The organism is Streptomyces sp. NPDC060194, assembly GCF_042728285.1.
Taxonomy (GTDB): domain Bacteria; phylum Actinomycetota; class Actinomycetes; order Streptomycetales; family Streptomycetaceae; genus Streptomyces.
In genome coordinates, this window is sequence record NZ_JBHWZH010000085.1 from 1 (window position 1) to 26,261 (window position 26,261).

General features: G+C 73.7%; 27 protein-coding genes. 10 read left to right on the forward strand and 17 right to left on the reverse strand.

Annotated features, from left to right (window positions below; all coding sequences use genetic code 11):
* Positions 1-53: 53 nt before the first annotated feature.
* The gene (locus ACFWEG_RS18920) at positions 54-1,835 is read right to left on the reverse strand and encodes an ABC transporter ATP-binding protein (protein ID WP_387216447.1); all 1,782 of its coding nucleotides are present in this window, start codon (positions 1,833-1,835) and stop codon (positions 54-56) included.
* Complete coding sequence (locus tag ACFWEG_RS18925) at positions 1,832-3,625, reverse strand: ABC transporter transmembrane domain-containing protein (RefSeq protein ID WP_387216449.1); 1,794 nt, start codon at positions 3,623-3,625, stop codon at positions 1,832-1,834. Before ACFWEG_RS18925 ends, ACFWEG_RS18920 begins: the two co-directional genes overlap by 4 nt.
* A 136-nt stretch (positions 3,626-3,761) precedes the next feature.
* On the opposite strand from ACFWEG_RS18925, the gene ACFWEG_RS18930 reads away from it, so the two are divergent.
* Positions 3,762-4,508: a hypothetical protein gene (locus tag ACFWEG_RS18930; protein WP_387216451.1), complete on the forward strand. Its 747-nt coding sequence runs from the start codon at positions 3,762-3,764 to the stop codon at positions 4,506-4,508.
* 58 nt (positions 4,509-4,566) lie between these two features.
* On the opposite strand, the gene ACFWEG_RS18935 is transcribed toward ACFWEG_RS18930, so the two are convergent.
* Positions 4,567-5,007 (reverse strand): MarR family winged helix-turn-helix transcriptional regulator, encoded by a 441-nt coding sequence (locus ACFWEG_RS18935; RefSeq protein ID WP_387216453.1) that lies wholly within the window; start codon positions 5,005-5,007, stop codon positions 4,567-4,569.
* Between the two features lie 168 nt (positions 5,008-5,175).
* On the opposite strand from ACFWEG_RS18935, the gene ACFWEG_RS18940 reads away from it, so the two are divergent.
* Complete coding sequence (locus ACFWEG_RS18940) at positions 5,176-6,993, forward strand: ABC transporter ATP-binding protein (protein WP_387216455.1); 1,818 nt, start codon at positions 5,176-5,178, stop codon at positions 6,991-6,993.
* A gap of 73 nt (positions 6,994-7,066) precedes the next feature.
* On the opposite strand, the gene ACFWEG_RS18945 is transcribed toward ACFWEG_RS18940, so the two are convergent.
* The 6 genes from ACFWEG_RS18945 to ACFWEG_RS18970 form a co-directional block, all read right to left on the reverse strand.
* A complete protein-coding gene (locus tag ACFWEG_RS18945) occupies positions 7,067-8,137 on the reverse strand; it encodes an NAD(P)-binding domain-containing protein (protein WP_387216457.1) in 1,071 nt (356 codons plus the stop codon).
* A gap of 62 nt (positions 8,138-8,199) precedes the next feature.
* On the reverse strand, positions 8,200-9,351 hold the full coding sequence (locus ACFWEG_RS18950) for an LLM class flavin-dependent oxidoreductase (protein WP_387216459.1): 1,152 nt from the start codon (positions 9,349-9,351) through the stop codon (positions 8,200-8,202).
* Complete coding sequence (locus ACFWEG_RS18955) at positions 9,351-10,400, reverse strand: ABC transporter substrate-binding protein (protein ID WP_387216493.1); 1,050 nt, start codon at positions 10,398-10,400, stop codon at positions 9,351-9,353. Before ACFWEG_RS18955 ends, ACFWEG_RS18950 begins: the two co-directional genes overlap by 1 nt.
* 53 nt (positions 10,401-10,453) lie before the next feature.
* Positions 10,454-11,314: an ABC transporter ATP-binding protein gene (locus ACFWEG_RS18960; RefSeq protein WP_387216461.1), complete on the reverse strand. Its 861-nt coding sequence runs from the start codon at positions 11,312-11,314 to the stop codon at positions 10,454-10,456.
* Positions 11,287-12,180, reverse strand: coding sequence for an ABC transporter permease (locus ACFWEG_RS18965; protein WP_387216462.1), 894 nt, complete (start codon positions 12,178-12,180; stop codon positions 11,287-11,289). Before ACFWEG_RS18965 ends, ACFWEG_RS18960 begins: the two co-directional genes overlap by 28 nt.
* Positions 12,181-12,284: 104 nt before the next feature.
* A complete protein-coding gene (locus tag ACFWEG_RS18970) occupies positions 12,285-12,368 on the reverse strand; it encodes a putative leader peptide (protein WP_387216495.1) in 84 nt (27 codons plus the stop codon).
* A 121-nt stretch (positions 12,369-12,489) separates the two neighbouring features.
* On the opposite strand from ACFWEG_RS18970, the gene ACFWEG_RS18975 reads away from it, so the two are divergent.
* A complete protein-coding gene (locus ACFWEG_RS18975) occupies positions 12,490-12,912 on the forward strand; it encodes a secondary thiamine-phosphate synthase enzyme YjbQ (RefSeq protein ID WP_387216464.1) in 423 nt (140 codons plus the stop codon).
* A gap of 10 nt (positions 12,913-12,922) precedes the next feature.
* Positions 12,923-14,413: an MFS transporter gene (locus ACFWEG_RS18980; protein ID WP_387216465.1), complete on the forward strand. Its 1,491-nt coding sequence runs from the start codon at positions 12,923-12,925 to the stop codon at positions 14,411-14,413.
* Positions 14,414-14,529: 116 nt separating this feature from the next.
* Here the strand turns inward: ACFWEG_RS18980 and ACFWEG_RS18985 are convergent, their stop codons facing one another.
* The 3 genes from ACFWEG_RS18985 to ACFWEG_RS18995 all read right to left on the reverse strand — a co-directional run bounded on the left by ACFWEG_RS18985 (position 14,530) and on the right by ACFWEG_RS18995 (position 17,210).
* Positions 14,530-15,597: a CU044_5270 family protein gene (locus ACFWEG_RS18985; protein ID WP_387216467.1), complete on the reverse strand. Its 1,068-nt coding sequence runs from the start codon at positions 15,595-15,597 to the stop codon at positions 14,530-14,532.
* Positions 15,594-16,226 carry an RNA polymerase sigma factor gene (locus ACFWEG_RS18990; protein ID WP_387216497.1) on the reverse strand — a complete coding sequence of 211 codons (633 nt, stop codon included), beginning with the start codon at positions 16,224-16,226 and terminating at the stop codon, positions 15,594-15,596. The genes ACFWEG_RS18985 and ACFWEG_RS18990 overlap by 4 nt, the downstream gene beginning before the upstream one ends.
* 90 nt (positions 16,227-16,316) lie before the next feature.
* Complete coding sequence (locus ACFWEG_RS18995) at positions 16,317-17,210, reverse strand: LysR family transcriptional regulator (RefSeq protein ID WP_387216469.1); 894 nt, start codon at positions 17,208-17,210, stop codon at positions 16,317-16,319.
* A gap of 128 nt (positions 17,211-17,338) precedes the next feature.
* Here ACFWEG_RS18995 and ACFWEG_RS19000 point away from each other — a divergent pair, with 128 nt between their 5' ends.
* The 4 genes from ACFWEG_RS19000 to ACFWEG_RS19015 all read left to right on the forward strand — a co-directional run bounded on the left by ACFWEG_RS19000 (position 17,339) and on the right by ACFWEG_RS19015 (position 20,128).
* Positions 17,339-17,728 (forward strand): VOC family protein, encoded by a 390-nt coding sequence (locus ACFWEG_RS19000; RefSeq protein WP_387216471.1) that lies wholly within the window; start codon positions 17,339-17,341, stop codon positions 17,726-17,728.
* A gap of 57 nt (positions 17,729-17,785) precedes the next feature.
* Positions 17,786-18,790 (forward strand): ATP-binding cassette domain-containing protein, encoded by a 1,005-nt coding sequence (locus ACFWEG_RS19005; RefSeq protein WP_387216473.1) that lies wholly within the window; start codon positions 17,786-17,788, stop codon positions 18,788-18,790.
* The gene (locus tag ACFWEG_RS19010; RefSeq protein ID WP_387216475.1) at positions 18,787-19,572 is read left to right on the forward strand and encodes an ABC transporter permease; all 786 of its coding nucleotides are present in this window, start codon (positions 18,787-18,789) and stop codon (positions 19,570-19,572) included. Before ACFWEG_RS19005 ends, ACFWEG_RS19010 begins: the two co-directional genes overlap by 4 nt.
* A gap of 166 nt (positions 19,573-19,738) precedes the next feature.
* Positions 19,739-20,128 carry a hypothetical protein gene (locus ACFWEG_RS19015; protein ID WP_387216477.1) on the forward strand — a complete coding sequence of 130 codons (390 nt, stop codon included), beginning with the start codon at positions 19,739-19,741 and terminating at the stop codon, positions 20,126-20,128.
* Between the two features lie 56 nt (positions 20,129-20,184).
* Here ACFWEG_RS19015 and ACFWEG_RS19020 read toward each other — a convergent pair whose 3' ends face one another.
* From ACFWEG_RS19020 to ACFWEG_RS19035, 4 genes are all read right to left on the reverse strand, one after another.
* Positions 20,185-21,342 carry a hypothetical protein gene (locus tag ACFWEG_RS19020; protein WP_387216479.1) on the reverse strand — a complete coding sequence of 386 codons (1,158 nt, stop codon included), beginning with the start codon at positions 21,340-21,342 and terminating at the stop codon, positions 20,185-20,187.
* Between the two features lie 119 nt (positions 21,343-21,461).
* The gene (locus tag ACFWEG_RS19025) at positions 21,462-21,884 is read right to left on the reverse strand and encodes a GlxA family transcriptional regulator (protein ID WP_387216481.1); all 423 of its coding nucleotides are present in this window, start codon (positions 21,882-21,884) and stop codon (positions 21,462-21,464) included.
* 67 nt (positions 21,885-21,951) lie between these two features.
* The gene (locus tag ACFWEG_RS19030; protein WP_387216483.1) at positions 21,952-22,194 is read right to left on the reverse strand and encodes a hypothetical protein; all 243 of its coding nucleotides are present in this window, start codon (positions 22,192-22,194) and stop codon (positions 21,952-21,954) included.
* 179 nt (positions 22,195-22,373) lie between these two features.
* The gene (locus ACFWEG_RS19035; RefSeq protein ID WP_387216485.1) at positions 22,374-22,922 is read right to left on the reverse strand and encodes a dihydrofolate reductase family protein; all 549 of its coding nucleotides are present in this window, start codon (positions 22,920-22,922) and stop codon (positions 22,374-22,376) included.
* 141 nt (positions 22,923-23,063) lie between these two features.
* Here ACFWEG_RS19035 and ACFWEG_RS19040 point away from each other — a divergent pair, with 141 nt between their 5' ends.
* Together ACFWEG_RS19040 and ACFWEG_RS19045 are read left to right on the forward strand one after the other, a co-directional pair.
* Positions 23,064-23,945 (forward strand): LysR family transcriptional regulator, encoded by an 882-nt coding sequence (locus ACFWEG_RS19040; RefSeq protein WP_387216487.1) that lies wholly within the window; start codon positions 23,064-23,066, stop codon positions 23,943-23,945.
* Between the two features lie 115 nt (positions 23,946-24,060).
* Entirely contained in the window at positions 24,061-25,554 is a 1,494-nt protein-coding gene (locus tag ACFWEG_RS19045; RefSeq protein WP_387216489.1) for a ParB/Srx family N-terminal domain-containing protein, read from the forward strand.
* A gap of 30 nt (positions 25,555-25,584) precedes the next feature.
* Here the strand turns inward: ACFWEG_RS19045 and ACFWEG_RS19050 are convergent.
* Positions 25,585-26,261 (reverse strand): DUF4246 family protein (locus tag ACFWEG_RS19050; RefSeq protein ID WP_387216491.1); only part of this gene is annotated, 677 nt, incomplete at its 5' end.

Genomic DNA, 26,261 nt, shown 5'->3' on the forward strand with positions numbered 1-26,261 from the left:
GTCCGCACCTGTGCGGACGGCCCGAGCCGACTCTGCCGGGGGAGAAGCGCCGCTCAGCCGTGCCAGGACCGCCACAGGTCCGCGTAGGCCCCGTCCGCCTCGACCAGCTGGTCGTGGCTGCCCAGCTCGGTGATCCGGCCGTCCTCGACCACCGCGATGAGGTCGGCGTCGTGCGCGGTGTGCAGCCGATGCGCGATGGCGATCACGGTGCGTCCCTCCAGGACCCCCGCCAGCGAGCGCTCCAGGTGGCGCGCCGCCCGCGGGTCGAGCAGCGACGTCGCCTCGTCGAGGACCAGGGTGTGCGGGTCCGCCAGCACCAGCCGGGCGAGCGCGATCTGCTGCGCCTGGGCCGGGGTGAGCGCGTGACCGCCCGAGCTGACCTCGGTGTCCAGGCCCTCGCCGAGCGCACGCGCCCAGCCGTCCGCGTCCACCGCCCTCAGCGCCTCCCACAGCTCGGCGTCGTCGGCGCCCGTCCGCGCGAGCAGCAGGTTGTCGCGCAGCGAACCCACGAAGACGTGGTGCTCCTGGTTGACCAGCGCCACGTGCTCGCGCACCCGCTCGGCCGGCATGTCGGCCAGCTGCGCCCCGCCCAGCGTCACCGCACCGGTGCGCGGGGCGTAGATGCCCGCGAGCAGCCGGCCGAGGGTCGACTTGCCGGCCCCCGAGGGGCCGACCAGCGCGAGCCGGGTGCCGGGACCGACGGCGAGGGACACCTCGTGCAGCACGTCGACGCCCTCGCGGTAGCCGAACCGGACGTCGTCGGCGCGCACCTCGCGCCCGGCCGGAGCGAGCTCCGCGTTCCCGGCCTCCGGCTCGATGTCCCGGACCCCGACGAGACGCGCCAGCGACACCTGCGCCACCTGCAGCTCGTCGTACCAGCGCAGGATGATGCCCACCGGCTCCACCAGCATCTGGGAGAGCAGCGCCCCGGTCGTCAGCTGGCCGACGCTGATCCAGCCCTCCAGGACGAACCAGCCGCCGAACATCAGCACCGACGCGAACACCAGGGTGTGCGTGGTGCTGATGACAGGGAACAGCACCGAGCGCAGGAACAGCGTGTACCGCTCCCAGGCCGTCCACTCCTCGACCCGCCGGTCGGACATCGCCACCCGCCGGGCGCCGAGGCGGTGGGCTTCGATCGTCCGGCCGGCGTCGACGGTCTCCGTCAGCGCCGCGGCGACCGCCGCGTAGCCCGCGGCCTCCGAACGGTAGGCGGCGGGCGCCCGCCGGAAGTACCAGCGGCAGCCGGCCACCAGCAGCGGCACCGCCACCAGGACGGCGAGGGCCAGCGGGGGAGCGGTCACGGTGAGCGCGCCGAGCAGCAGCGCCACCCACACCACGCCCACGACGAGCTGTGGAACGGCCTCCCGCATCGCGTTCGCCAGCCGGTCCACGTCGGTGGTGATCCGCGAGAGCAGGTCTCCGGTCCCGGCCCGCTCCAGGACGCCCGGGGGCAGGCCCACCGAGCGGACGAGGAAGTCCTCGCGCAGGTCCGCGAGCATCTCCTCGCCCAGCATCGCCCCCCGCAGCCGCACCAGGCGGATGAAGACGGTCTGCACGGCCAGTGCCCCGGCGAAGACCAGCAGGCCCTGCGTCAGGTCGAGGTCCTTCGCCCCCTCGGACACGTCCTCCACCAGGGAGCCCAGCAGTGCGGGACCCGCCATCGACGCCACCACGGCGACCGTGTTGACGACGATCAGGAGGGTGAAGGCCCGGCGGTGCCGCCGCAGCAGTGCGGACACGTACGAGCGCACGGTGGCCGGAGTGCCCACGGGCAGGGTGGTCGCGGTCTGGGGGGCCGCCGGATCGTACTCCGGCGGCGCCACGGTGATCATGCGCTCTCCTCGACGGTGGCGAGCGCGGCGCGTGCGGCCTGCTCGGGTTCGGTCTCGCGGGTGACGACGGCCCGGTAGCCGGCGTCGCTGTGGATCAGTTCGCGGTGCACTCCCACCGCCGCCACCTCGCCGTCGTGCACGAACACGACGCGCTCGGCGCGGTCGAGGAGCAGCGGCGAGGAGGTGAGGACCACGGTCGTGCGGCCGCGCCGCAGCGCGGCCACGCCGTCCGCGATCCGCGCCTCGGTGTGCGAGTCGACGGCGGACGTCGGCTCGTCCAGGACGAGCACCTCCGGGTCGGTGACCAGCGAGCGGGCCAGCGCCAGCCGCTGGCGCTGGCCGCCCGAGAGGGACCGGCCCCGCTCGGTGATCCGGGTCCGCATCGGGTCGCCGTCGGTGTCCACGGACGCCTGGGCGAGTGCGTCGAGGACGTCATCGCACTGCGCGGCGGCCAACGCCTCCGCGGCGGGCACCGCGCCCGAGGCCGGGACGTCGAGCAGCTCGCTGAGGGTGCCGGAGAGCAGCACCGGGTCCTTGTCCTGGACGAGGACGGCCGTACGCGCCGCGTCCAGCGGAAGGTCGTCCAGGGCGACGCCGCCGAGCAGGACCGACGGCATCTCGCCCTCCAGCGCGGCGTGGCCGCCAAGTCGTTCGGCCAGGCGCCCGGCGACGTCCGGGTCGCCGCAGACCACGGCGGTCAGCCGGCCGGCCGGGGCGAGGAGGCCGGTGGCCGGGTCGTAGAGGTCGCCGGTGGGCGCGGCGGCCTCCAGCGACCCCCGCTCGGCGTCGAACTCCGAGCGCTGCAGCGACAGCACCCGGGCGGCGCGCTGGGCCGAGGGCCGGGAGAAGGAGTACGCCATCGCGATCTCCTCGAAGTGCCGCAGCGGGTACAGCATCAGGGTGACGGCGCTGTAGGCGGTGACCAGTTCGCCGACGGTGATCCGGCCCTGTTCCGCCAGGTTCACGCCGTGGGCGACGACCACGATCAGCAGCACTCCGGGGAGCACGACCTGGACGGCCGCGATCAGCGCCCACATCCGCGCGCTGCGGACGGCGGCCTTCCGGACCTCCTGCGAGGCCTGCCGGTAGCGGGTGAGGAACAGCTCCTCGCCGCCGATGCCGCGCAGCACCCGCAGCCCGGCAACGGTGTCGGAGGCCAGCTCTGTGGCCTTGCCCGCCTTCTCGCGCTGGACGTCCGCGCGCTGGGTCGCGCGCGGGAGCAGCGGGATCACCCCGAGAGCGAGGGCGGGTACGCCGATCGCGACGACGACGCCGAGCTCGGGCTGGTACACGACGAGACCCACGCAGATCAGGACCAGCGCGAGCGCCGCCGCGGCGAAGCGGGAGAGCGCCTCGACGAACCAGCCGATCTTCTCGACGTCACCGGTGGACACCGCGACGACCTCACCCGCGGCCACCCGGCGGGTCAGCGCCGAGCCCAGCTCGGCGGTCTTGCGGGCGAGGAGCTGCTGGATGCGGGCCGCGGCGGTGATCCAGTTGGTCACGGCGGTGCGGTGCAGCATCATGTCGCCGCCCGCGATCGCGAGCGCGAGCACGGCGATGAGTCCGCCCGCGCGCGCGATCCCGCCGCCGTCCCGGTCCACCGCGGCCTGCACGGCGATCCCGGCCGCGACGGGCAGACCGGCGACGCCGCACATGTGCAGCAGCCCCCAGCCCAGTGATCTGAGCTGGCCGCCGAGCTGCATGCGGCCCAGCCAGATCAGGAATCGGGGCCCCGAGCGGACGTCGGGAACGCCCGGATCGGGAAACGGAAGGTCTTTGATCTGCATGATGTCCCAGGCTCGGATCGGCTCGGCAAACCGTGAAAGGTTCGCCCTTTTCCGCCGGGCCCGGCAACCGGTTTTCCGCTCCGGGGGAGGGAACCCGCCACGTCGGCGCCCTGGGGGCGGTGACAGCATGGAGTCCATGACGACGTTGTGCGGAGGGTGGCGGCCGGCTGTCGCCACCGCGTTCCTTGCGGTGCTTCTGACCTCCTGCGGCGCGTCCGGGAGCGGCGGCAGCACGGACAGGAGCCCCGCGGCGGCCGCCCCGTCGCCCGCAGCCGACCGCACCCGCGTCCCCGGGGTCGGCGACCGGTGGTGGAAGCGGATCCCTGCCGACAGCCGTCAGCTCGTCGTCGTGCGCGGGGCCGGGGTCGACTCCGCGGACTCCACCGTCGAACTCTGGACGAGGGACGGCCGGACCTGGTCGCGTGAGCGCGGCTGGTCCGGCCACAACGGCAGGAAGGGCTGGACGACGGCCCACCGGGAGAACGACAAGCGCAGCCCGGTCGGCGTCTTCACGCTGTCGGACGCGGGCGGAGTCCTCCCCGACCCCGACGGCGACCCCCGGGCCGGGCTCCCGTACACGCGGTCGGCCTCCTTCGCCGCGCCGCGGTACTGGAAGAGGCCGTACTGGCACGACTTCGACCTCGTCGTCGCCATCGACTACAACCGGGTGCGGGGGACCTCGCCGGCCGACCCCACCCGCCCGCAGGGGCAGGGCAAGGGCGGCAGCATCTGGTTGCACATGGACCACGGCAGCGGCACCTCGGCCTGCGTCAGTCTGCCGAAGGCCGGCATGGAACACCTGCTGCGGACGCTCGACCCGGCGAAGCACCCGAGGGTCGTGATGGGAGACCGGGCGCATCTGGCCGCGGACCGAGGGCGCTGAGGGCGAGGGTGGGGGCCCGAGCCGCCGCGGCTCGCCGCCCGGGGGTCCCTCGCCGTCGTCAGCAGCGCAGGTCGGTGCCGTTCACCAGCGAGGTCAGCAGGCCGCCCAGGACTTCGCGCTGAGCCGCGTCCAGCGGGGCCAGGATCTCCTCGGCCGCCCCGCGGCGTGCGTCGCGCAGCGCCCGCAGGGTGTCGCGGCCGCCGTCGGTCAGTTCGAGGCGGATCACCCGCCGATTGGCCGGATCGGGCACCCGGCGTATCCGCTCGGCGGCCTCCAGACCGTCGACCAGGGTGGTGACCGCGCGGGGGACGACCTCCAGGCGGGCGGCCACGTCGGCCATGCGCGGCGGGGTGTCGTACTGGGCGACGGCGCGCAGCAGCCGGGACTGGGCGGGGGTGATGCCGAGCGGCTCCAGACGGCGCTTCTGCGCGCGGTGCAGCCTGCGGGTGAGCCGCAGCAGCTGCTCGGCCAGGAGTCCGTCGGAATCGGGGTGGTCCATGCGGGAACATTATCAGGACCCTGTGCATTGTGAGTATAGGTAACAATGAGCTATGCTCGCGATGGAGAGCTTCCGAATCCACCGGAGCCTCGAATCCAACGGGGCCCGTCGACCCGAATCCGATGACAACCGTGCCCCCGGACCCTGCTCACCTGCCCGAAGGAGCCCATGCGCCCCGACACCGTCACCTGGACCCCACCGCCCCGCGACTCGGACCAGCCCGCGCCGGTGCGGCGGATCGTCCGGCTCTTCCGTCCCTACCGCGGCCGCCTCGCCCTCGTGGGCCTGCTGGTCTGCGCCTCGTCCCTCGTCACCGTCGCCTCGCCGTTCCTTCTGCGCGAGATCCTCGACGTCGCCATCCCGCAGGGCCGCACCGGTCTGCTGAGCCTGCTGGCGCTCGGCATGATCGTCACGGCCGTCGTCACCAGCGTCTTCGGAGTGCTGCAGACCCTCATCTCCACGACGGTCGGCCAGCGCGTCATGCACGACCTGCGCACCGCCGTCTACGCTCAGCTCCAGCGGATGCCGCTGGCCTTCTTCACCCGGACCCGCACCGGCGAGGTGCAGTCCCGCATCGCCAACGACATCGGCGGCATGCAGGCCACCGTCACCTCGACGGCCACCTCCCTCGTCTCCAACCTCACCAGCGTCATCGCCTCCGTCGTGGCGATGCTCGCCCTGGACTGGCGGCTCACCCTGGTGTCGCTGCTCCTGCTGCCGTTCTTCGTCTGGATCAGCCGCCGGGTGGGCGACGAACGCAAGCGGATCACCACCCTGCGCCAGAAGCAGATGGCCTCGATGGCCGCCACCGTCACCGAGTCGCTCTCGGTCAGCGGCATCCTGCTCGGCCGCACCATGGGCCGCGCCGACTCCCTCACCCACGGCTTCACCCAGGAGTCCGAGCGGCTGGTCGACCTCGAGGTCCGCTCCAGCATGGCCGGCCGCTGGCGTATGTCCGTGATCGGCATCGTCATGGCCGCCATGCCCGCGGTCATCTACTGGGCGGCCGGTCTCGCCCTGCAGTTCAACGGCTCGACCGTCTCCATCGGCACCCTGGTCGCCTTCGTCACGCTGCAGCAGGGCCTCTTCCGGCCGACCGTCAGCCTCCTGTCGACGGGCGTGCAGATCCAGGCCTCGCTCGCCCTCTTCCAGCGGATCTTCGAGTACCTCGACCTCCCCGTCGACATCACCGAACCCGAGCGGCCGGTCCACCTGGACCGGGTCCGCGGCGAGGTCCGCTTCCGGGACGTCGACTTCGCCTACGACCCGGACGACGCCGACGCCGCGCTGACCCTGGACGGGATCGACGTGACGGTCCCCGCCGGCACCAGCCTGGCCGTGGTCGGCCCCACCGGCTCCGGCAAGAGCACCCTCAGCTACCTGGTGCCCCGCCTCTACGACGTCACCGGCGGCCGGGTCACGCTCGACGGCACCGACGTCCGCGAACTGGACTTCGACTCCCTCGCCCGCGCGGTCGGCGTGGTCTCGCAGGAGACCTACCTCTTCCACGCCTCGGTCGCCGACAACCTGCGGTTCGCCAAGCCCGACGCCACCGACGAGGAACTGCACGCCGCCGCCCGCGCGGCCCAGATCCACGACCACATCGCCGCCCTGCCCGACGGCTACGACACGCTGGTCGGCGAGCGCGGGTACCGGTTCTCCGGCGGCGAGAAGCAGCGGCTCGCGATCGCCCGCACCATCCTGCGCGACCCGCCGGTCCTCATCCTCGACGAGGCGACGAGCGCGCTGGACACCCGGACCGAGCACGCCGTGCAGCAGGCCATCGACGCCCTGTCCGAGGGCCGCACGACGATCACCATCGCCCACCGCCTCTCCACCGTCCGCGACGCGGACCAGATCATCGTCCTGGACGGAGGCCGAGTCGCCGAACGGGGGACGCACGAACACCTGATGGCCCTGGACGGGAAGTACGCGCACCTCGTCCGCAGGGACGCCGAGCTCCAGCCCGCCCCGACCCCGTCCTGAGGGCCGCGGGACCGGTGCCTGCGTGCGCCCCGGCCGGCGGCGTGAGCGGCGTCGGCGGCGGTCGGCCCGACACTCAGACCCGCACCGGATCGAGCGCCAGGAGCGACCGGATCTCGCGTACGGCCGCCCTTCCGGCACGGTTGGCGCCGACGGTGCTCGCGGAGGGTCCGTAGCCGACCAGGTGGACCCGCGGGTCGCGCGCCGCGCGCGTCCCCTCCAGCCGGATGCCGCCGCCCGGCTCGCGCAGCCGCAGCGGGGCCAGGTGGTCCACCGCAGGCCGGAAGCCGGTGGCCCACAGGACGACGTCGGCGTCGAACGAGGTGCCGTCGCCGAAGACCACACCGGTGGGAGTGATCCGCTCGAACATCGGCCGGCGCTCCAGCGTGCCGTCGGCCAAGCCCTGCCGGATCGCGTCGTTCAGCGGCAGCCCGGTCACCGACACCACGCTCCGCGGCGGCAGGCCGCGCCGGACCCGCTCCTCGACCAGCGCGACGGCGGCCCGCCCCTCCACCTCGCCGAAGGGACCCTCCCGGAAGACGGGCGGCCGCCGGGTGACCCAGGCGGTCGCCGCGGCGAAGGGCGTGAGCTCGAGCAGGTGCTGGGTGCCCGACGCACCACCGCCGACCACGACCACCCGCAGCCCCGCGAACGCCTCGGGCCCCGGGTACTGCGCGGTGTGCAGCTGCCGCCCCCGGAAGGTCTCCTGTCCGGGGTAGCGCGGCCAGAAGGGCCGGTCCCAGGTGCCGGTGGCGTTGATCAGGGCGCGCGCCGACCACCCGCCGGCCGAGGTCTCCACCAGCAGCCGCGCCCCGTCGTCGCGCACCGCGCGCACGTCCACCGGCCGCCGCACCCTGAGGTCGAAACGGGCCTCGTAGTCGGCGAAGTAGGCGCCGATCACCTCCGAGGACGGCCGGTCGGGGTCCGCGCCGATCAGCTCCATGCCGGGCAGGGCGTGCATGCCGTGCACCTTGCCGTACGTCAGCGACGGCCAGCGGAACTGCCAGGCGCCCCCGGGCCGGGGCGCGTGGTCGAGGACCACGAAGTCCCGGTCGGGGGCGAGGCCCGTCCGCCGCAGGTGGTGGGCGGCGGCCAGGCCGGCCTGGCCGGCGCCGATCACGACCACGTCCACCTCGGTGTAGTTCATGTTTCTACCAACCGGGCGGGGCGGCCAGGTCTTCCCGCCCCGCCCGGTCGCCGGATGCCGGATCAGCGACCCCCGCCGGCGAACACCCGGGCCCCGGGGACCGGCGGGACCAGGCCGCGCCGGGCCAGCTCCGGGATCACCCCCTCGCCGAACCAGTACGCCTCCTCCAGATGCGGATAACCGGACAGCACGAAGTGGTCGATACCGAGTGCGTGGTACTCCTCGATCCGGTCGGCGACGTCGCCATGGCTCCCCACGAGCGCCGTCCCCGCCCCGCCGCGGACCAGCCCGACCCCGGCCCACAGGTTGGGCGAGATCTCCAGCCGGTCCCGCGAGCCGCCGTGCAGTGCCAGCATCCGCTGCTGGCCGACGGACTCGCTGCGGCCGAGTGCCTCCTGCGCCGCGGCGACGGTCTCGGGGCCGAGGTCGTCGAGCAGCCGGTCAGCGGTCGCCCAGGCGTCCCCCGCGGAGTCGCGGGAGATGGTGTGCAACCGGATGCCGAAGCGCACCTCGCGGCCCTGCTCCTCGGCCAGCTGCCGGATCCAGTCGATCTTCTCCTTGACCTGCGCCGGAGGTTCGCCCCAGGTCAGGTACACGTCCGCGTGCCGGGCCGCGACCGGGCCCGCCGCCGCGGACGAGCCGCCGAAGAAGACCTGCGGCAGCGGGTCGGGCGGCAGCGCGGTCAGCCCGCCGTCGATCCGGTAGTGCTCGCCGGCGAAGTCGTAAGGCTGCCCGCTCCACACCCCGCGCACCACGGACAGGAACTCGTCCGTGCGGGCGTAGCGCTGGTCGTGGTCGAGGTGGTCGCCGAAGCGCTTCTGCTCGGTCGAGTCGCCGCCGGTGACCACGTTCAGGAGCAGCCGTCCGCGCGTGATGCGCTGGTACGTCGACGCCATCTGGGCCGCGAGCGTCGGGGAGATCACCCCGGGCCGGAAGGCGACCAGGAACTTCAGCCGCTCGGTGTGCTGGGCGAGCGCGACCGTCGTCAGCCAGGCGTCCTCGCACCAGGTGCCGGTCGGGGTGAGCACCGCCTCGAAGCCGAGCTGCTCGGCGGCCTTGGCGATCTGGACGAGGTAGTCGATGTCGGGGGCGCGCACGCCGCCGGCCGGGGTGATCCGGGAGCGCTTGATGCCGCCGTCGGTGTAGGCGTGCCGGTCGACCAGCGTCCGGCCGTCCCCGCCGGTGGGCAGGAACCAGTGCAGGTGGACGGTCATCAGGAGGACTTCCCGTAGCTGCGGGGCTCGGTGGTGGAGGGCGGCAGGTCGCCGTTGAAGCGGTCGTCGACGTACTGCGCGAAGTCGATCTTCTTGGGGATCAGCTTCAGCTCGGTGAAGGTGTCGGCGATGGCCTGCTCGGACGTGATCACGTTCTCGTCGATGGCGACCGAGACGCGGGTGCCGTTCGTGCGCTTCACCGAGGCGAGCGCGACCTCGTAGGGCAGGCCGGTCTCCTTCGCCCACGCCTTCGCCCACTCCTCCGGGTGTTCGAAGACCCAGTCCTGGGCCCGGCGCAGCCGCTCGAGGATGTCCTTGATCGCGGCGGACTTCTCCTTGTCGGCCAGCGCGCCGGGCGCGGCCACCTGGAAGCTGAGCCCGTTCACCGAGCCGTTGCCGTCGGTGAGCACCCGGCCCTTCTTCGAGCCGAGGATCTGCGAGGTGTAGGGGTCCCAGACCGCCCAGGCGTCGACCTTGCCGCTGGTGAACGCCGCGAGCGCGTCGGCGGGCTGGAGGTAGCTCACCTTGATGTCGTCCAGGGTCAGCCCGGCCTTCTTCAGCGCGGCGACCAGCTGGTAGTGCGCGGAGCTGCCCTGGGCGACCGCGACCGACCTGCCCTTGAGCTGCTCGGGCTTCTTCAGCGGCGAGTCGACGGGAACGAGGACCGCCTCGCCCGCCGAGTCGCCGTGCGAGGCGGCGACCACGGTGATCTTCGAACCGGCGCCGGCCGCGAAGACCGGCGGGGTGTTGCCGACCGAGCCGAGGTCGACGGCCTTGGCGTTGATCGCCTCCAGGAGGGGCGGGCCGGAGGTGAACGTCGACCACTTGATCTTGTAGTCGAGGTCGTCCAGTTCGCCCGCGGCCCGCAGCACGGCCTCGGCGCCGCCCTTCTGGTCGCCGACGTTCAGGGTCAGCTCGCCCTTGCCGTCGGTGCTGTCGCCGAGGCCGCCCGAGGAGTCGTCGGCGGAGGAGGAGCCGGAGCAGGCCGAGACGAGCAGGGCCAGCGGGAGGAGGAGAGCGGGGGCGAGGGTACGGCGACGCGTGCGCATGGTGATCCGTTCGGAGAGGCCTGAGGTGAGGGTGGTGCGGTGTGCGGGGGGTCTCATGAGGGGTGCGCCGCGGGCTCGGCGTCGAGCCGGTCGGCGGCGCGGGAGGCGGCGTGGTCGGCGGATCCGACGCCCAGCCGGTCCGCGGCGTGGGCCGCCGGCTCGACGCCCAGCCGGTCGAGCAGCCGGGCCCGCAGTTCGGCGAAGCGAGGGTCGGTGATGTCGCGCGGCCGGTCGAGACCGACCTCGGTCTCGTACGCGATCACGCCGCCGTCCATCACCAGGACGCGGTCGGCGAGCAGGACCGCCTCCTCCACGTCGTGGGTGACGAGCAGCACCGCGCATCCGCGGCGCTGCCACAACTCGCCCACCAACCGTTGCGCCTTGATCCGGGTCAGCGCGTCCAGCGCGCCGAACGGCTCGTCGAGCAGCAGCAGGTCCGGCTCGCGGACCAACGCCCGCGCCAGTGAAGCGCGTTGGGCCTCGCCGCCGGACAGGGTCTTGGGCCAGTCGCCGGCGTGCGCGGCGAGACCGACCTCCTCCAGCGCCTTCTCGGCGAGCGCCCGGTCGGGCCGTCCGGGCAGGCCGAGCAGCACGTTGCGCCACACCCGCTTCCACGGCATCAGCCGGGGCGCCTGGAACGCCACCGCCTTGCGGTGCGGCACGAGCACGGTGCCCTCGATCTCCCGGTCGAGCCCCGCGAGGACCCGCAGCAGGGTGGACTTGCCGCAGCCGCTGCGACCCAGCAGGGCCACGAACTCGCCCGGCCGTACGGTCAGTTCGAGCCCGTCGATGACGCGCCGGCCGTCGAAGGAACGGCTGAGCCCGCTGACGTGCACGGCGGCGCCCCGACTTTCCGCGGGACCGGTGGGAGCGTCGGCCGGCCGGGTCACTGACCCGTGAACGTCGGTCGCCATTGCAGCAGCAGCCTTTCCAGGAGGCGGACGATGAAGTCGGCGAGCAGGCCGAGGAACGCGTAGACGATCAGGCAGACGACGATCACGTCGGTGCGCAGGAAGTCGCGCGCCTGGACCATCAGGAAGCCGATGCCCGCGTCCGCGTTGACCTGCTCCGCGAAGACCAGCGCGAGCCAGGCGATGCCGAGCGAGTACCGCAGGCCGGTCATCGCGCCGGGCAGCGCCCCCGGCAGCACCACGTGCCGCACCAGCCCCCAGCGCGACAGGCCGAGCGACTGCCCGGCCTCGATGAGCTGGGCGTCGACGCCGCGGATGCCCGCGTACACGTTCAGGTAGAGGGGGAAGGAGACGCCCAGGGTGATGATGGCGACCTTCGGCGCCTCGCCGATCCCGAACCAGATGATGAACAGCGGGATCAGCCCGACGAACGGCACCGTCCGCAGCATCTGCACGCTCGCGTCGACCAGGTCCTCGCCGATCCGGAACAGCCCCGACACCAGCGCCAGCGTGGTGCCGACGAGCAGTCCGAGGAGCAGCCCGGCCGCCACCCGCTGCAGCGACACCCCCATCGCCGACGGAAGCGAACCGTCGGCGATCAGGTCGCCGGCCACCCGGGCGATGGTCCCGGGGGAGGCGAGGACGTCCGGGGTGAGCACCCCCGTCGCACTGAGGACCTGCCACACGACCACCAGCAGGACCGGCCCCGTCGTACGGCGCAGCCAGCGCGGGACGCGGGTGCGGCGGGTGGCGGAGGAGGTCAGCGCCTTTAGCGGGGGCGCGGGGACGGCAGCCGGGTCCGAGGGATTCGCCGCCCCGTCTTTGCTCGATACAGGGGATATGTCGGGCGGTGCGTGGCTGATGCCCACGAATGGCTCCAGGGATGGCGGAAGGGCCGCCGCGGCCCGACGCGCGCGGCGGAGCGCGCGCCGTCAGGCGGGGCGGGGGAGGGGAGAGCGAGCGGAAGAAGGCGTCAGCGACCGCGGCGACAGGCGGCGGAGGCCACCCGCAGCAGGTCGATGTGACCGCGCGTGGTGAGCAGGACGGGACGCGACATGCGGCAGAAAGTAGCCAGGTGGCCGACGCCCGGTCAAGACATGAACGGGCAGGCGAAACACGACGTACACACTCGCCCCGCGACGACCCGTCCCACGCGTCCCGTCAGCGAGTATGGAGTCATGAGCGACACCTTCAACAGCCGCGTCCTGCACGTCACGACCGGGACGGAGGAGACCGTCCACGACCTGACCGCCGACTGCGCCGCCTTCCTGCGCGAGGCCGCCGGCGGCCGCGACGGCCTCCTCAACGTCTTCACCCCGCACGCCACCGCGGGCATCGCCGTCATCGAGACCGGCGCCGGCAGCGACGACGACCTCATCGCCGCGCTCCACACGCTCCTCCCCGCCGACAACCGCTGGCAGCACCGCCACGGCACCCCCGGCCACGGCCGCGACCACGTCCTCCCCGCCCTCGTCCCCCCGCACGCCACCCTTCCGGTCGTGAACGGCGAACTCGCCCTGGGCACCTGGCAGTCGGTGTGCCTGGTCGACACCAACAAGGACAACCCGGACCGGCAGGTGCGGCTGAGTTTCCTGGGCTGAAGGGGCGTCGATGACACAGCCGGCACCCGGAGCGGTGCGGATCGCGTCGGCGACCGGGCGGTGGATCCTGCTCTCGTCCGTCCTCGGCTCGGCGATGGCGCTCCTGGACTCGACCGTGGTCAATGTCGCGCTGCCGCACATCGGGGACGAGTTCGACGCGGATTTCGGCGTGCTGCAGTGGACGTCGAACGCGTACCTGCTCACCCTCTCCGCGTTCATCCTGCTGGGCGGCGCGCTCAGCGACCGGTTCGGGCGGCGCAGGATCTTCGTCGTCGGCACCGTCTGGTTCGCGCTCGCCTCGCTGCTCTGCGGGCTGGCGCCCGACGCGGAGGTCCTCGTCGCGGCACGGGCGCTCCAGGGGGTCGGGGGTGCGCTGCTCACGCCGGGCTCGCTGGCGCTGATCCAGGCCGGCTTCCACCCCGACGACCGGGCCCGCGCGGTGGGGATCTGGTCGGGACTCGGCGGCGTCGGCGCCGCGGTCGGCCCGTTCCTCGGGGGCTGGCTCGTGGACGGTCCCGGGTGGCGGTGGGTGTTCCTCCTCAACCTGCCGCTGGCGGCGATCTGCGTTCCCGTGGCCCTGCGGCACGTCCCCGAGAGCCGGGCAGCCGGGAGGCACGAGGGCTTCGACGTCGCGGGGGCCGCTCTCGGGGCGCTGACCCTCGCCCTGTTCACCTACGCGCTGATCTCCGAGGACTGGCCCACCGGTGTCCTCGGCCTGGCCGCGGGGGTCCTCTTCGTGCTCACCGAGCGGCGCCACCGGGCGCCGATGCTGCCCCTGGACGTGTTCTCCTCCCGGGTGTTCACGTCCGTCAACGTCGTCACCCTCCTCGTCTACGCGGCCTTCGGCGGCTTCTTCTTCCTGATCGCCCTGCATCTGCAGCTCGTCTCCGGGTACACCGCCCTGGCGGCCGGCACCGCCCTGCTGCCGACGACGCTGCTGATGCTCCTGCTGTCCGGCCGCTCGGCCGCTCTCGGCGAACGCATCGGGCCTCGGCTCCCCCTGACCACCGGGTGCCTCCTCGCGGCGGCCGGGATGCTGCTCGTGCGGCGCACCGGCCGGGACGCCGACTACCTCACCGACGTGCTGCCCGGTCTGGTCGCCCTGGGCCTCGGCATGGTCGCGCTGGTCGCCCCGCTCACCGCCACCGTCCTCGGGTCCGTCGCGCAGGACCGCGCCGGCATCGCCAGCGGCGTCAACAACGCCGTCGCGCGGGCCGCCGGGCTGATCGCCGTCGCAGCCCTCCCGCTCCTCACCGGGATGCGTCCCGACACCTACCGGGACCCCGGCGACTTCGACGCCGCGTTCACCCGCGCCCTCCTGTGGTGCGCGCTGCTCCTCGCCGCGGCGGCCGCCCTCTCCTTCACCCTGCTCCGCACGGCCCGCGACCCGAGGACACCCGCCGCACGCCCCGCGTGCCGCACGCACTGCGCCGTCACCGCGCCGCCCCTCAACCCCGGCCACCAGGAACGGGACCCGGGCCCACGGCCCCCCGCCAACTGACGCGGCCGCCGCTCGGGAGGTCAGGACCGGGCGGGCACGTCCTGACCCCCGGCGGACGGGGGACGTGCCCGGTTCGGCGGCGATCCGCCGTAGCGGACCGGACCCGGGCGGCTCCGTCAGTTGCGGTGCGGGTCCGGGGGTGTCAGGCCCGCCCGGTCGACGACGCCGTGGCCGATCACGGCGTTGCTGGAGAGGAGGGTTCCGGGCTTGCCGTAGGGCGTCTCCCTGACCAGGTAGCTGCGGGAGCCGAGGAAGGCCAGGTCCTGCCGGTCGAAGACCCATTCCGTCCGGCTGCCGAAGGTCGTGTCGTCACGGGAGATCCCCACGCCGGTGCGGCCGATGGCGTCCCGGGCGGACGGGGCCTTCTCCACACCGGGGATCCTCGCCGCCGCCCGGTACAGCGCCGCGGCCGTCCGGGGCGGCATGACCGTCCCGACCAGGGACCCGATCCGGTCGAACACCGCTTGATCGCGCTCCTGGCCCTCGAACTCCGGTGTGTGGGCGTAGAGATACGCCAGCAGCTCGGCGGGATCGGTGGGCAGCGAAGCCAGCCAGTCGTAGGTCGGACGGCTCAGACCGGCCGGTGTGCCCTCGGTGTCGCCCAGCTCGGCGTTGAGGGGGAGGGTCTGCCCGTCCGTCCGGGTGATGCCGAGGCGGCGGAGCGGTCCGGGCTCCTGCGCGATCCAGGACTCGGTCTCCTGCAGCGGGCCGACGACCGCCTTGCCGCTGGTCAGATCCGCGCCCGTGCCCTTGGTCCGGGTGTAGACGAACTGTTCGTCCTCCACCTGGAGCACGTCCCCGCGGCCGGCGGCGAGGGAGATCCGGTCGAGGAGCACCGCGGCGGACGCGGTGCCGGCGGGTTCGTGCTGCCGGGCCGTCGTGGCGGCGGGCCGCGCGTCCCCGCCCGCGACGACGACGCCCGTGACGAGAACCGCGCCGAGCGCGAACGCCGACACGGGCACCAGGAGGGCGGGGCGCAGCAGGCGTCGGGCGGGGAGCGGGCGGGCGGCGACCGTGTCGTGGTCGATGTGACGCAACAGCTGTTCCTTGTGACGGAGGTACCGCGCGCGGGAGAGGTCCTGGCGGGCCGGGGCCGGCAGCAGCCGGGCGATGTCCGCGACGTCGCCGGGGCGGTGGTCCGCCCCGGTGCCGGCGTCCGTCCGGTGCGCGAGCTGGTCGTTCATGCCGTCTCCCCCCTCGCGGGCAGGGCCGCGAGTGCGGCCCCGTCAGTCATCTCTCCGCGGCCGGTGCGCGGTTCCACGGTCGTGCGTGCCGCCTGCCGGCGCTGCGCCTCGTCGGCGAGGCGGGCGAGCCTCGCCCGCGCCCTGGAGAGCCGCGAGCGCACCGTCCCGACGGGGACGCCGAGGGCCTCGGCGGCCTGCTGGTAGTCCAGACCCGACCAGACGCACAGCACCAGCACCTCGCGCTCGTGGCGCCGCAGCCGTCCGAGCGACTCCTGGACGGCTTCGAGTCGACGTGCGTCGTCGACGCGGGCGGCGACCTCGGGGGCGAAGTCCGCGACCGCCTCGGGCTCCCGCCGGCGGGCCAGGAAGGCGATCCGTCGCCGTACGCCGCGCCGGGCGTTCTCCGCCCTGTGGGTGGCGATGCCGAGCAGCCAGGGCCGCAGCGAACCCCCTTCGGCGTCCAGCCGCTCCCGCCCCCGCCATGCCGCCAGGAACGTCTCCGACATGATGTCCTCGGCCGTCGACCAGTCGCCGGTCAGCCACAGGGCGTGCTGGTACACGGGCCTGGCCCACCGGTCGTACAGCTCGGCGAACGCGGCGCGCTCCCCGGCCCTCAGCCGTCTGCGCAGATCGTCTTCGTCTTCCTTCACACTGCGTACCTCTCCGCCGGCCGGGCGGGGTTCCTGTGATCCACGCCATGCCCAGCGCGTGCGCGGGGTTCAGGCCGCGGAGCCGGCGGCCGCCGTCTCGAGGACGGTGCCGACGAACGCGCGGAGGCGCGGGGTGTTCCGGGTGGCCGACCACAGGAGGCCGTACTCCACGGGTGGGGCGTCGCTGAAGGGGACGAAGGCGATGTCGGGGCGGGAGTAGTACCGCGCCGCGCGGGCGCAGGTGGGGGAGGCGCCCTTGCCCGCGCCGACCAGGGCGAGCACCTCCTGCCAGGAGGAGGCGGTCGGGCCGCGCGGGACGAGCCGGCCGCGCGGCGTGCGGTGCGGGTAGTGCAGGTCGAGGAAGTACCGCGGCTGCCCGTCGATGGTGACCAGCGGAACGGTCGCGAGGTCCTCCAGGGAGACGGTGTCCCGTCCGGCCAGCGCGTGGCCGGCGGGGACGACGAGGGCGCGGGGCTCGGTGAAGAGGACCGGCCCGCTGACGATGTCCGGCTCGTCGATGGGCAGCTCGCTCATCTGGAGGTCGCGGCTCTCGCGCAGCGGCCCCAGGAAGTCGTTCAGCTGCGAGTCGTGGAGGTGGATCACGCAGTGCGGATGGCGCTCGCGGAAGACGTCCGCGGCCGCCATGACCAGCGACCCGCACCAGGGCGCGGAGTAGGCGACCGAGAGCTCCCCGGTGATCCCCTGCCCGGCGGCGGCCGCCGCCGCGAGCGCCTCCTTGATCTGCCGGTGGCCCCGGGCCAGGCCGTCGCGCAACTCCGCCCCGATGGGCGTCAGTTGCACGGTGCGACTGGTCCGCTTGAACAGCTCGGCGCCGATGGCGCGCTCCTGCTTCTTGATGGCCTGGCTGACCCGGGCCGGCGTGACGTGCAGCCGTTCCGCCGTCCGGCCGAAGTGCAGCTCCTCCGCCAGCGTCAGGAAGATCTCGATCTCCCGAAGCTCCACGACCCCGCCCCCCGCTTCGTGAACCCGTGCGTTAAGAACCGTTGCAGGATAGTCCGTTGATCACCCCCCTGGGCAGCGCCGATGCTGGTCCGCGACGGCAGCCGGCCGGCAGGGGAGGAGTCCAGCACATGAACGTCATCGGATCGGCGGTGTTGCTGTCCGTCGGCGACCCGGCCGCGTCGAGCCGGTTCTTCACCGGGCACCTGGGGTTCCGGGAGGTCCTGGTCGCCGAGGGCGTGATCCACCTCTCGCGCGACGACGCGGCCGCCGATCTCGTCGTGCTGCGCGGCGCCCCCGGCCCGCACCCGGAGCGGCCCGAGGCGTCCGGTCCCGCGGAGGTGGCGGTGTCCTTCACGGTCACCGACCTCGCCGCCGAGCACGAGCGGCTGCGGCGGGAGCGCGCCCGCATCACCGTGCCGCTGCGCCAGGAGCCCTGGGGCGAGTGGGTGGTGCAGCTCACCGACCCCAACGGCGTGGTCGTCCAGCTCGTGGAGTGGGTGCCGCCCGCCGGCGCCTGACACGTCCCGCCCCACCAGTCCCTGATCCAGTCACCTCACCCCGAACGGGAGCACGCCATGTCCTCATCTGTCATGTACACGCCTTCGGTGGACGTCGGTGCGCGGTCGCCGGCGGCCGTCTCCGCCACCGGTCTGCGCAAGTCCTACGGGGACAAGGTCGTCCTGGACGGCATCGACCTGCACATCCCCGCGGGGACCGTGTTCGCGCTCCTCGGCCCGAACGGCGCGGGCAAGACCACCGCCGTGAAGATCCTCTCCACACTCGTCGCGGCGGACGGCGGGCAGGCACAGGTCGCCGGGCACGACCTCGCCTCGCAGGCGCAGCAGGTCCGCGCGGCGATCGGCGTCACCGGCCAGTTCTCCGCCGTGGACGGTCTGATCACCGGCGAGGAGAACATGCTCCTGATGGCCGACCTGCACCGCCTGCCCAAGGCCGAGGGCCGCCGGGTGACGGCCGCCCTCCTGGAGCGCTTCGACCTCACGGACGCGGCGGACCGGCCGGCGTCGACGTACTCCGGGGGCATGAAGCGCCGCCTGGACATCGCGATGACGCTGGTCGGCGACCCCCGGATCATCTTCCTCGACGAGCCCACGACCGGGCTCGACCCCCGGTCGCGGCACACCATGTGGCAGATCGTCCGCGAACTGGTCGCCGGAGGCGTCACCGTCTTCCTCACCACCCAGTACCTGGAGGAGGCCGACCAGCTCGCCGACCGCATCGCCGTGCTCCACGACGGCAGACTCGCCGCGCAGGGCACCGCGGAGGAGCTCAAGCGCCTCGTCCCGGGCGGGCACGTCCGGCTGGGCTTCACCGACCCGGCCGCCTACCGGGCGGCCGCCGCCGTGCTCCCCGGCGCCCACGACGACGAGGCACTCGCCGTGACCCTGCCCAGCGACGGCAGCCAGCGCGAACTGCGCTCGCTGCTGGACGGGTTGGACGCCGCCGGCATCGAGGCCGACGAGCTCACCGTCCACACCCCCGACCTCGACGACGTCTTCTTCGCCCTCACCGGCGCCCCCGCCACCACCCGAGCCGACTCCACCGAGGAGACCGTCCGATGAGCACCCTGACCCTGGCCGTGCGCGACTCCCGCACCATGCTGCGGCGCAACCTGCTCCACGCCCGCCGCTACCCCTCCCTGACCCTGAACCTGCTGCTCACCCCGGTGATGCTCCTGCTGCTGTTCGTCTACCTCTTCGGCGACGTGATGAGCGCGGGCATCGGCGGGACCGACCGCTCGGACTACATCGCGTACATCGTCCCCGGCATCCTGCTGATGACGATCGGCTCGACGGTCATCGGCACCGCGGTCTCCGTGGCGACGGACATGAACGAGGGCATCATCGCCCGCTTCCGCACCATGGCGATCCACCGCGGCTCGGTCATCGTCGGCCACGTCCTCGGCAGCGTCCTGCAGTCCGTGGCGAGTGTGGTCCTCGTCGGCGCGGTCGCCGTCGCCATCGGCTTCCGGTCCGCCGACGCCACCGTCCTCGAATGGCTCGCCGCGCTCGGGCTGCTCGTCCTCTTCGCGCTGGGGCTGACGTGGATCGCGGTCGGCATGGGGCTGGTCAGCCCGAACGCGGAGGCCGCGAGCAACACCGCCATGCCGTTGATCCTGCTGCCGCTGATCTCCAGCGCGTTCATCCCCGTCGACACCATGCCCGGCTGGTTCCGGCCGATCGCCGAGTACCAGCCGTTCACCCCGGCCATCGAGACCCTGCGCGGTCTGCTGCTCGGCACGGAGATCGGGAACAACGGGTGGCTGAGCATCGCCTGGTCCCTCGGCCTCGCCGTGCTGGGGTACCGGTGGGCCACGGCGAAGTTCGACAGCGAGTCCGCGTAGGCGCCCGACCCACCGGCCCGCCTCCGCGCAGCCGGTGGGGCTCACGGGTTCGACGTGCCGCGTCGCGCCGGCCGCGGAAGCCCGCCGTCCACATCCTGACCGGCCGGAACGCGCTTCCCACGCGACCCTCCGGGTATCCGGCCCCTGAACCGACAGGGGGTCCTGGATGAGCCCGATGCTCACGGAGTCACTCGCACGCGGCAGCACGGACGACCCGGCCGACTGGGCGGTGATCGGTGCGATCCTCGCGCTCTACCTGCTGATGGGCTTCGGCCTGGAGTACCGGTCGAAGAAACGCAAGGGGGCCGCGCGGCCCGCCAAGGACGCGGTCGACGGCTTGTTCTCCGAGCGCGAGGGCTTCGATCCGGGGCAGTACTTCGCCGGCCGTATGGTGATGCTCGCGGGCGCGTTCGCGACGGGACTCGCCACGCTCCTCACCCGGAGCGCACCCGCCGCGGTGCAGATCCCCGTCGTCGGCGCCGTGGCGCTGCTCGCGGTCTTCGCCTGGGCGTACTTCGACCACCGCACCGAGCCACGCGGCGACGACGGGACCTGAGCGCCGACGAGGAGGGCGTCGAGACCCGGACCGAGCCCCGCGGGGCGCCGGCCGGGTCAGGAGTTGGGCTCGCGGAAGCGGCCGAACACCTTGGTGATGCCGCTCAGGGGTGAGGTGCTCTCGGTGGCGGACGTGCGCGGGGCCGGCGGCCAAGGGGCGTCGCGGAGGGCGGAGTGCTCGGCCAGCGCGTCGCGGGCCGCCTCCGCCGCCTCCTGGTAGAGGTCGCGGGAGCGGGTCATGGCCTCCAGCTCCTCGGCGTACCGGGTCACCATGGCCTTGGCGTGGGCCAGCTCCTCGTCGGGGGTGAGCAGGCGCCAGCCCCCGCGCAGCCGGGTCAGGGCCTGCTCGGCGTCGGCGGGCAGGGTGCGCAGGAGGCCGGCGAACTCACTCACGCGGTGGAGCAGCTCCACCGGCTCCGAGCCGTCCAGGAACACGTTCCGCACCGTGAGCCGCTCGACATCGGCCGGCAGGTCCTGGTGGTCGGGCGGCAGGACGACCGCGCCGCCCCGCGGCAGCCGCACACCCAGTTCCCGCTTCAGCGCGAAGTCGGCGATCTGCGCCTGCTCCGGCGCGGCGCGGTGCTCGACGATCCGGTGCCGCAGCCCGGGCGGCAGGAACTCGGCGACGGGCCGGCGCCCGCGCGGACCGGGGGTCATCGCCTCGTGCACGACGAGGTGGACGGACCAGCTGTCGCGGGTGCAGTCCCGCAGGCGCTGCCGCAGCTCGTCGTCGTCCCTCGGGAGGTCGTTCACCGACCGCAGGCGCACGCCCGGCACCGCGTCGCCGTCCCAGGCGACCTGCTCGCTGTCCGGCCAGAACATGGTCAGCGGCGAGGGACCGGACACGTCCCAGACCCGCTCCGACTCCGCCGCGAGCACCCAGAGGACGCCGCCCTGCTCCCGGCCGCGGCGAGCCTCGGCGTCGTACGTGGTCAGCTGGGCGCGCACGGTGACGTCCCCGGTGGTGCGCCAGCGCGCCTCGAAGACGCGGCGGGCGGACGGACCGGCGTCGCAGGAGCCGTCCCGCGGGTGCAGCGGGGTGGAGCGGGCCGCGTCGACCGGGTCGAGGTCCAGGAAGTCCTCGAGCACCCCGGCCGCCTTGAGGGCGATCAGATTGCGCCGGACGTCCTGCTCGGGCTCGGGCCCGGTGTGGCGCCCCCGCCCCAGCCACGCGGTGTCGGGGACGGTGGTCGGGGTGATGCGTTTCTTGGCCATGACGTCGTTTCGTGGGCGGATCGGAGCCCGCCCAGTATGGCCGCTGAGTGCGACAGCGCAAACGGCCCGGCCCGCGCGGCGCGCTCCCGGCGGCGCCGCGGTGCACCCCGCCCGCCCCGTCAGGGCGTGTTCGTGAAGGCGCGACGGTAGGTGCGCGGCGGCACCCCGCGGCGGCGGACGAACTGCTCGCGCAGGACGGCCGCGCTGCCGTACCCGACGCGGTGGGCGATCTCCTCGACCGGCAGGTCCGTCGTCTCCAGGAGTTCCTCCGCGCGGCTCAGCCGCAGACTGCGCAGCCAGGCGTGCGGGGTGGTGCCCGTCGCGGCGGCGAAGCGGCAGGCGAAGGAGCGGTTGCTCATCAGGGCGCGCCGTGCCAGTTCCGCCACCGGCAGCGGTCGGTGCAGATGGGCCCGGGCCCAGGCGAGGACCTCGGCGAGGCGGTCGTCGGCGCAGTCCGCGGGAGCGGGCGCGGCCAGGTACTGGGCCTGCCCGCCGTCGCGGTGGGAGGGCAGCACCACGTCCCGGGCGACGGCGTTGGCCATCGCGGCCCCGTGCTCCCGGCGCAGCAGGTGCAGGCAGAGGTCGAACCCCGCGGCGGCCCCGCGCCCGTCACGAGGCGCCCCTCATGCCCAGATCCCGCATCGCGGCTACGCACGCCTCGGGCGACAGCCCGGCGACGTCGTCCGGGGCGGGGACGAGGGAGCGCAGTGCGGCCACGAGGGCCGGGACGTCGGCCGCGGCGTTCTGCCGGCGCAGCTCGGCACAGGCCCTGTCGGCGGCGAGCGGGTCGAGTTCCCGGATCGCCGCCGACCGTATGGAGCAGCTGAGATCGATGCCGAGCGCGTGGGTCACGGAGCCTCCGGAGGTACGGTCGTCCACGGCAGGGCCGTCACGACCGGGCGCCGTGTGCGGCGGCTGCCCCCGACCGCTCCGCCGCCTCGGCCGTGCTTCCCACCCACCTTATGGACAGGGGTGTTGCGGACGCTCGCGTTCCGGTGCCCGCGCCTGCGCGGACCGGATCACCGCACGACTCAGGCCGCGGAGCCGGTCCGGTAGTGCAGGTGGACGACACCGGAGTCGAAGGCCCGGGTGCCGGCGAGGGTCAGCTCCACGCGCTTGCCCTCGTCGGGGAAGAGCCGCTGCCCACCGCCCAGGACGACGGGGAACACCATCAGGTGCAGGTCGTCGAGGAGCTCCGCGTCGAGGAGGGCCCGGACCACCGAGATGCTGCCGGAGATGTTGACGTTCCTCCCCGGGGTGTCCTTCAGCTCGGTGAGCCGCCGCACGAGATCCCCGTCGATTACCTCGCTGTTGTTCCAGTCCGCGGAGGCGAGGGTGCGCGAGGCGACGAGCTTGTGCATCCCGTTGAACGCGTCGGCCATCGGTCCGGTCTGCGTCGACCAGTACCCGGCGAACTCCTCGTAGGTGGCGCGGCCGAGGAGCATGGTGTCCGCCTCGGCGACGAGGCCGCCGATCACGGCGCCGACCTCGTCGGTCATGTGGGAGAAGGTCCAGTGCTCCGGCGTGCCCACGACGCCGTCGGCGGACACGAAAAGCCCTGCCACGATTCTGCGCTGCATGTCGCTCTCTTCCTGTGCTCCCGGCGGTTCGCACCTGTGTGGCCGCCGGTCCTTCGGGTTCCACCTTTCAGGGCCCGCCCGACGCCGACAAGGACGGATGCGGCTACGATCCTTGCGCCCACGGCAACGACGGAGGTCAGCGTGCTGGAACGCACCGAGTGGGAGGTCGTCCTGACCCTCGCCGAGGAGCTCCACTTCGGCCGGACCGCCGAGCGGCTGCACCTCGCGCCGAGCCAGGTGAGCCGCGTCGTCAAGAGCCTCGAACGGCGTGTGGGCGCAGCCCTGTTCGTCCGCAGCAGCCGCTCGGTCGCCCTCACCTCGATCGGCGCCCGGCTCGTGCGCGACCTCGCCCCCCACGTCCGCGGCATCGAGGACGCGGTGCGCAACGCCATGGAATCCGGGCGCAGTCCACGCGGCACGCTCCGGGTCGCCTTCGTGGGAGCGGCCGCCGGCCAGCAGCTGCTGAAGGCCGCCGCGCTCTTCGGCGGCCGGCACCCCGGGTGCGAGGTGCGCATCCACGAGGCGCAGGTGCACGACGGCGTGCCCCGGCTCCTCGCCGGCGAGGTGGACGTCCTGATCACGGTGCTGCCGGTGCGCGGCGTGCGCGTCGGCCCCGTGCTCCTGTCCGAGCCGCAGCTGCTCGCCGTCCCGCCCCGCCACCCCCTCGCCGGCCGGAGGTCCGTGACCCGGGAGGTGTACGGCGACCACCCCGTCGTCCGCTTGCCGGACACCATGCCGGAGGAGTCCCGGCTGCACCGCGTACCGGCCGAGACACCTGCGGGGCGGCCGGTGCGGCGCGGCCCGCAGGGCAGCACCTTTGCGGAGATCCTCACCCTCGTCGCCTCCGGTCAGGGGGTCTTCCCCGTCGGCGAACACGCCGCGCGCTTCTACCCCCGCCCGGACGTGTCCTACGTCCCTGTCGCCGACGCCCCGCCCGTCGACTGGGCGCCGGTGTGGCTGGAGACGAACGAGTCAGGTGCGCTGCGCGCCTTCGTGGAGTGTGCCGCCGAGACGGCGTCCTGAACCTCCACGGCTGACACCCGCCGTTCACCCGGCGTCGGTGCGGCCTTCGCCCGGCCCTGTCACCGTCCCCCTCGGAAGATCGCGGGAGCGGAAGCACGGCCTGGGAGGGGCGTTCATGAACGGATCGAACACGCGGCGGGGGATACGGGCGGCGGCCGGCGTGCTGGCGGCCGGGACGGTGGTCGTCTCGGTGGGCACGGGGACCGCCGCCGCGGCGCCGGGCGGGGCGGCGTGCACGGGCGGCGCACCGCAGCCGCGGGTGTGCGCGCAGCCGGGCGACCTGATCGACGTGACGCTCGGCGAACTGCACCCGACCCAGGCCGTCCTCGGCTTCGACCAGGTCTTCTACAAGCTCGGCCGCTACGGCAGCGGCCGGGACGAGGCCGCGGGCGACGTCAACAAGCGCTTCGACGACTGGTGCGAGACCAACGGCCAGGGTGAGGCCGCGTCGGCCGGTCCGGCCGCCACGCTCGCCGACCCGGCGAGCTTCTCCTGCACCGTCCCGCTGGGCGAGGAGACCCCGGAGTCGATCGCCCCGATGAAGACGGCCGTCGTCGGCCCCGGCGGGAAGCTGTTCCTCACCGACGGGCACCACACCCTGACCTCCTTCCTGGAAGGCCCGGACGGCTCCACCCGGCTGCCGATCCGCCTCCGCGTCACCGACAACCTCAGCTCCCTGTCCACCGACGCGTTCTGGCAGCGCATGGCGGCCGAGCGCAAGGTGTGGCTGAAGGACGAGGACGGCCGGCCGCTGGACGTCGCGCAACTGCCGGACCGCCTCGGCATCAGCCACTTCCGCGACGACCCCTACCGCAGCCTCGTGTACTTCACGCGGGACATCGGCTACGAGGTCCCGGACGGCGCGACGGAGTTCCTGGAGTTCTCCTGGGGGACCTGGCTGCGCGAGCGGTACGACACCGGCGCGTACGATCTGACCGCCCCCGGCCCGTACCTCGACCTGGTCAAGGGCGCCTCGAAGGCGATGGCCGCGCTGCCCCCGGACGCGGTCGTGGACGGGCGGACCGCCGCCCAGCTCGGGCGGATCGCGGAGTGGAACGGCGGCAAGAAGGAGACAGGCGGCGAGTTCGGCAAGCTGTCCAGGCCGATCACGGACGCCAAGCCGGGCAAGATCGCCGAAGCACTCGAGTACAAGGCCCGCGTGCTGCCCGTCCCCACCTGCACGACCACCGTCACCGGCGCCCGCAACGGCCCGCTGACCGTCACCGGCGGCGTCACCTGCGCCGACGGGGCCGAGCTCCGCGGCCCCGTCACCGTCCGCGCCGGCGCGTCCCTCGTCCTGACCGGCTCCACCCTGCGCGGCCCGCTCCGGGCCGACCGCGCCGCCGCGCTCCACGTCTGCGGGTCGCGGCTCGACGGCCCGGTGTCCGTCGACCGCAGCACCGGGCCCGTCCGCATCGGCGGCCCCGGCTGCACGGCCAACACCGTCACCGGGCCCCTCTCCCTGACCGGCAACACCGGCGGCGTCCTGCTCTCCGCCAACGAGGTCGACGGACCGGTGGCCTGCGCCGCGAACGTCCCGGCCCCGGTCACCGACGGGCGGGAGAACGAGGTCCGCGGACCGCGCGCGGGGCAGTGCGCCGCGGTGTGATCCTCGTGGTTCCCGCCCGGCCGGGGACCGTCAGTGCTCGCAGAGCGAGAACTCCCGCTCGAAGAGCTGCTCGTTGTGCTCGTCGACGAAGAACTTCCGCTCCCGCATGAGGTGTTCGCGGTACTCCTTCGCCTGCTCCGGCGTCATGGTCGAGGTCGCGGACCACGGCTGCTGGGGCGGGACGTCGGAGGTGGAGACGACGTCCGCCGACGGGTCCACGAGGAACAGGGCGAGGATCTTGCGGTGCCCCGGCCGGTCGGGGTCCGCGAGGCGGAAGGACCCGACGCGGTGCTGGAGGACGTTGGGGAAGGCCAGGGAGCGGCCGGCGGGGGTAGCCGCCGAGCCGAGGACCTGGTTGAGCGCGTCCTCGTCCTGCAGGCCGTATACCTCGCGGACGCCGTCGTCGTCGTTCTGCTCGTACTCCGGATCGTCGAGCGCCGTGCGGAAGCCCAGCCGGCTCTCGGTGATGTTCTCGCTGTCCCAGTAGTGGATGGCCGTCGAGACGATCCGCTCGTTCAGCATCCCCTCGACATGCCACGCGCCGCCCGCGTACTCGGGCTTCTCCGGGGTGAGGTGGATGGTCGCGAGCTTGACGATCACCTGGAGGCGGCGGCCGCGCAGGTCGACCCGCCCCCCGCCCCCCGCCCGCCCCGCCGGGGGCCCAACACAGCGGGGCCGCGCCGCGGCCGGGGGGGGGGGGGGGGGGG

Excerpts from the sequence above, each read along its gene's own strand:
- ACFWEG_RS18920 (WP_387216447.1), bottom strand. The coding sequence starts at position 1,835 with ATGATCACCGTGGCGCCGCCGGAGTACGATCCGGCGGCCCCCCAGACC.
- ACFWEG_RS18925 (WP_387216449.1), bottom strand. The coding sequence starts at position 3,625 with ATGCAGATCAAAGACCTTCCGTTTCCCGATCCGGGCGTTCCCGACGTC.
- ACFWEG_RS18930 (WP_387216451.1), top strand. The coding sequence starts at position 3,762 with ATGACGACGTTGTGCGGAGGGTGGCGGCCGGCTGTCGCCACCGCGTTC.
- ACFWEG_RS18935 (WP_387216453.1), bottom strand. The coding sequence starts at position 5,007 with ATGGACCACCCCGATTCCGACGGACTCCTGGCCGAGCAGCTGCTGCGG.
- ACFWEG_RS18940 (WP_387216455.1), top strand. The coding sequence starts at position 5,176 with ATGCGCCCCGACACCGTCACCTGGACCCCACCGCCCCGCGACTCGGAC.
- ACFWEG_RS18945 (WP_387216457.1), bottom strand. The coding sequence starts at position 8,137 with ATGAACTACACCGAGGTGGACGTGGTCGTGATCGGCGCCGGCCAGGCC.
- ACFWEG_RS18950 (WP_387216459.1), bottom strand. The coding sequence starts at position 9,351 with ATGACCGTCCACCTGCACTGGTTCCTGCCCACCGGCGGGGACGGCCGG.
- ACFWEG_RS18955 (WP_387216493.1), bottom strand. The coding sequence starts at position 10,400 with ATGCGCACGCGTCGCCGTACCCTCGCCCCCGCTCTCCTCCTCCCGCTG.
- ACFWEG_RS18960 (WP_387216461.1), bottom strand. The coding sequence starts at position 11,314 with ATGGCGACCGACGTTCACGGGTCAGTGACCCGGCCGGCCGACGCTCCC.
- ACFWEG_RS18970 (WP_387216495.1), bottom strand. The coding sequence starts at position 12,368 with ATGTCGCGTCCCGTCCTGCTCACCACGCGCGGTCACATCGACCTGCTG.
- ACFWEG_RS18975 (WP_387216464.1), top strand. The coding sequence starts at position 12,490 with ATGAGCGACACCTTCAACAGCCGCGTCCTGCACGTCACGACCGGGACG.
- ACFWEG_RS18980 (WP_387216465.1), top strand. The coding sequence starts at position 12,923 with ATGACACAGCCGGCACCCGGAGCGGTGCGGATCGCGTCGGCGACCGGG.
- ACFWEG_RS18985 (WP_387216467.1), bottom strand. The coding sequence starts at position 15,597 with ATGAACGACCAGCTCGCGCACCGGACGGACGCCGGCACCGGGGCGGAC.
- ACFWEG_RS19000 (WP_387216471.1), top strand. The coding sequence starts at position 17,339 with ATGAACGTCATCGGATCGGCGGTGTTGCTGTCCGTCGGCGACCCGGCC.
- ACFWEG_RS19005 (WP_387216473.1), top strand. The coding sequence starts at position 17,786 with ATGTCCTCATCTGTCATGTACACGCCTTCGGTGGACGTCGGTGCGCGG.
- ACFWEG_RS19010 (WP_387216475.1), top strand. The coding sequence starts at position 18,787 with ATGAGCACCCTGACCCTGGCCGTGCGCGACTCCCGCACCATGCTGCGG.
- ACFWEG_RS19015 (WP_387216477.1), top strand. The coding sequence starts at position 19,739 with ATGAGCCCGATGCTCACGGAGTCACTCGCACGCGGCAGCACGGACGAC.
- ACFWEG_RS19020 (WP_387216479.1), bottom strand. The coding sequence starts at position 21,342 with ATGGCCAAGAAACGCATCACCCCGACCACCGTCCCCGACACCGCGTGG.
- ACFWEG_RS19025 (WP_387216481.1), bottom strand. The coding sequence starts at position 21,884 with ATGGCCAACGCCGTCGCCCGGGACGTGGTGCTGCCCTCCCACCGCGAC.
- ACFWEG_RS19035 (WP_387216485.1), bottom strand. The coding sequence starts at position 22,922 with ATGCAGCGCAGAATCGTGGCAGGGCTTTTCGTGTCCGCCGACGGCGTC.
- ACFWEG_RS19045 (WP_387216489.1), top strand. The coding sequence starts at position 24,061 with ATGAACGGATCGAACACGCGGCGGGGGATACGGGCGGCGGCCGGCGTG.